This window comes from Phytoactinopolyspora endophytica (genome assembly GCF_004138495.1).
GTDB lineage: Bacteria > Actinomycetota > Actinomycetes > Jiangellales > Jiangellaceae > Phytoactinopolyspora > Phytoactinopolyspora endophytica.
In genome coordinates, this window is record NZ_ML142849.1 from 138363 (window position 1) to 139581 (window position 1219).

Annotated in this window: 1 protein-coding gene and 1 pseudogene; both read right to left on the reverse strand. The window is 67.6% G+C overall.

The annotated features are described in order from the left end of the window. The coding region (locus tag ELR45_RS36325) for a beta-galactosidase (protein ID WP_205855623.1) at positions 1-834 on the reverse strand (834 nt) is incomplete at its 3' end. Between the two features lie 193 nt (positions 835-1027). After that, a pseudogene (locus tag ELR45_RS36330) lies at positions 1028-1219 on the reverse strand (aldo/keto reductase); the annotation flags it as partial.

The following is a 1219-nucleotide window of genomic DNA, read 5'->3' on the forward strand; positions in this document are numbered from 1 at the left end:
GTCGAGGTAGTGGTCGATCGAGACCAGGTCCAGGGACTCGGCCCAGCTCCACTGCTCGAGGTGGTTCCAGGTCGGCAGCATGAAGTTCGTGGTGACCGGCGCGGACGAGCCGCCGGCGCGGATGATGTCCCGCTGCTCGCGCATCGCCGCCAGCATCTCGTCGGACATGAACCGCCGGTAGTCCACGGCCTTGGTCGGGTTGTGCAGGTACTGGGTGGCCCTGGGCGGCGTGATGTCCTCCCAGGAGCGGTAGTTCTGGCTCCAGAACGCCGTGTACCAGGCACGGTTGAGCTCGTCCAGGGTGCCGTACCGCTCACGCAGCCAGCGACGGAACGTGGCGGCCGCATGCTCGCCCCAGTCGTACGTGCCGTACTCGTTGTGCACGTGCCAGGCGATGAGCCCGGGCTCATCGCCGTACCGGGCGACCAGCCGCTCGACGATGCGGCGGCAGGCCTCCCGGTAGGCCGGAGCGCTCACCGCGTATGTGTCGCGGCTGCCGTGAGTGAGCCGCGTTCCGTCGGGCCCGACCGGCAACGCGTCCGGATATGCCCGGGAGAACCACGGCGGCGGCGATGCGGTCGGAGTCGCCAGCACGATGCCGATCCCGGCGCCTTGCAACGTCGACACCACGCGATCCATCCACCCGAAGTCGTAGACGCCTTCCTCGGGCTCGAGCAGCGCCCACGAGAACACCCCGATCGTCGCCGCGTTCACCCCGGCACGCCGCATCAGCTCGACGTCCTCGGCCCACACCTCCTCGGGCCACTGTTCGGGGTTGTAGTCGCCGCCATACAGCAACCGGTCGGGACTGAACGTTCGCGCGGTATTGGGCACAGGTCGGGTCTTTCTCCGTCGGGGGGTTGGTGGAAAGGAGGCGTGCCAGGAGGTGGGAGGGAGAAATTCTTCTCATTCTCACGCGGCCGGCGGGCAGCTCAACCTGCTGGTTGCGTCAATCTGCCGCCGTCCGAAGATCAGTCGAAGAATTCTCCCTCCCACCTGCTGGCGGCCGGGTGAATCTGAGGGCCGATCAACGGTTTTGTGGGCCGATCCAGTGGCTGCGGTCCGGGGTCAGGGTCTCGAGCTCGTCGAACAGCGCGTCGGGTATCTCTTGAGTGGCCAGGCCGACGGACTCGCGCAGTTGCTCCGGGCGCGAGGCACCGACGATCGTGGACTGGATGCGGTGGTCACGCATACTCAGCTGAAGCGCCGCCGCGGCGAG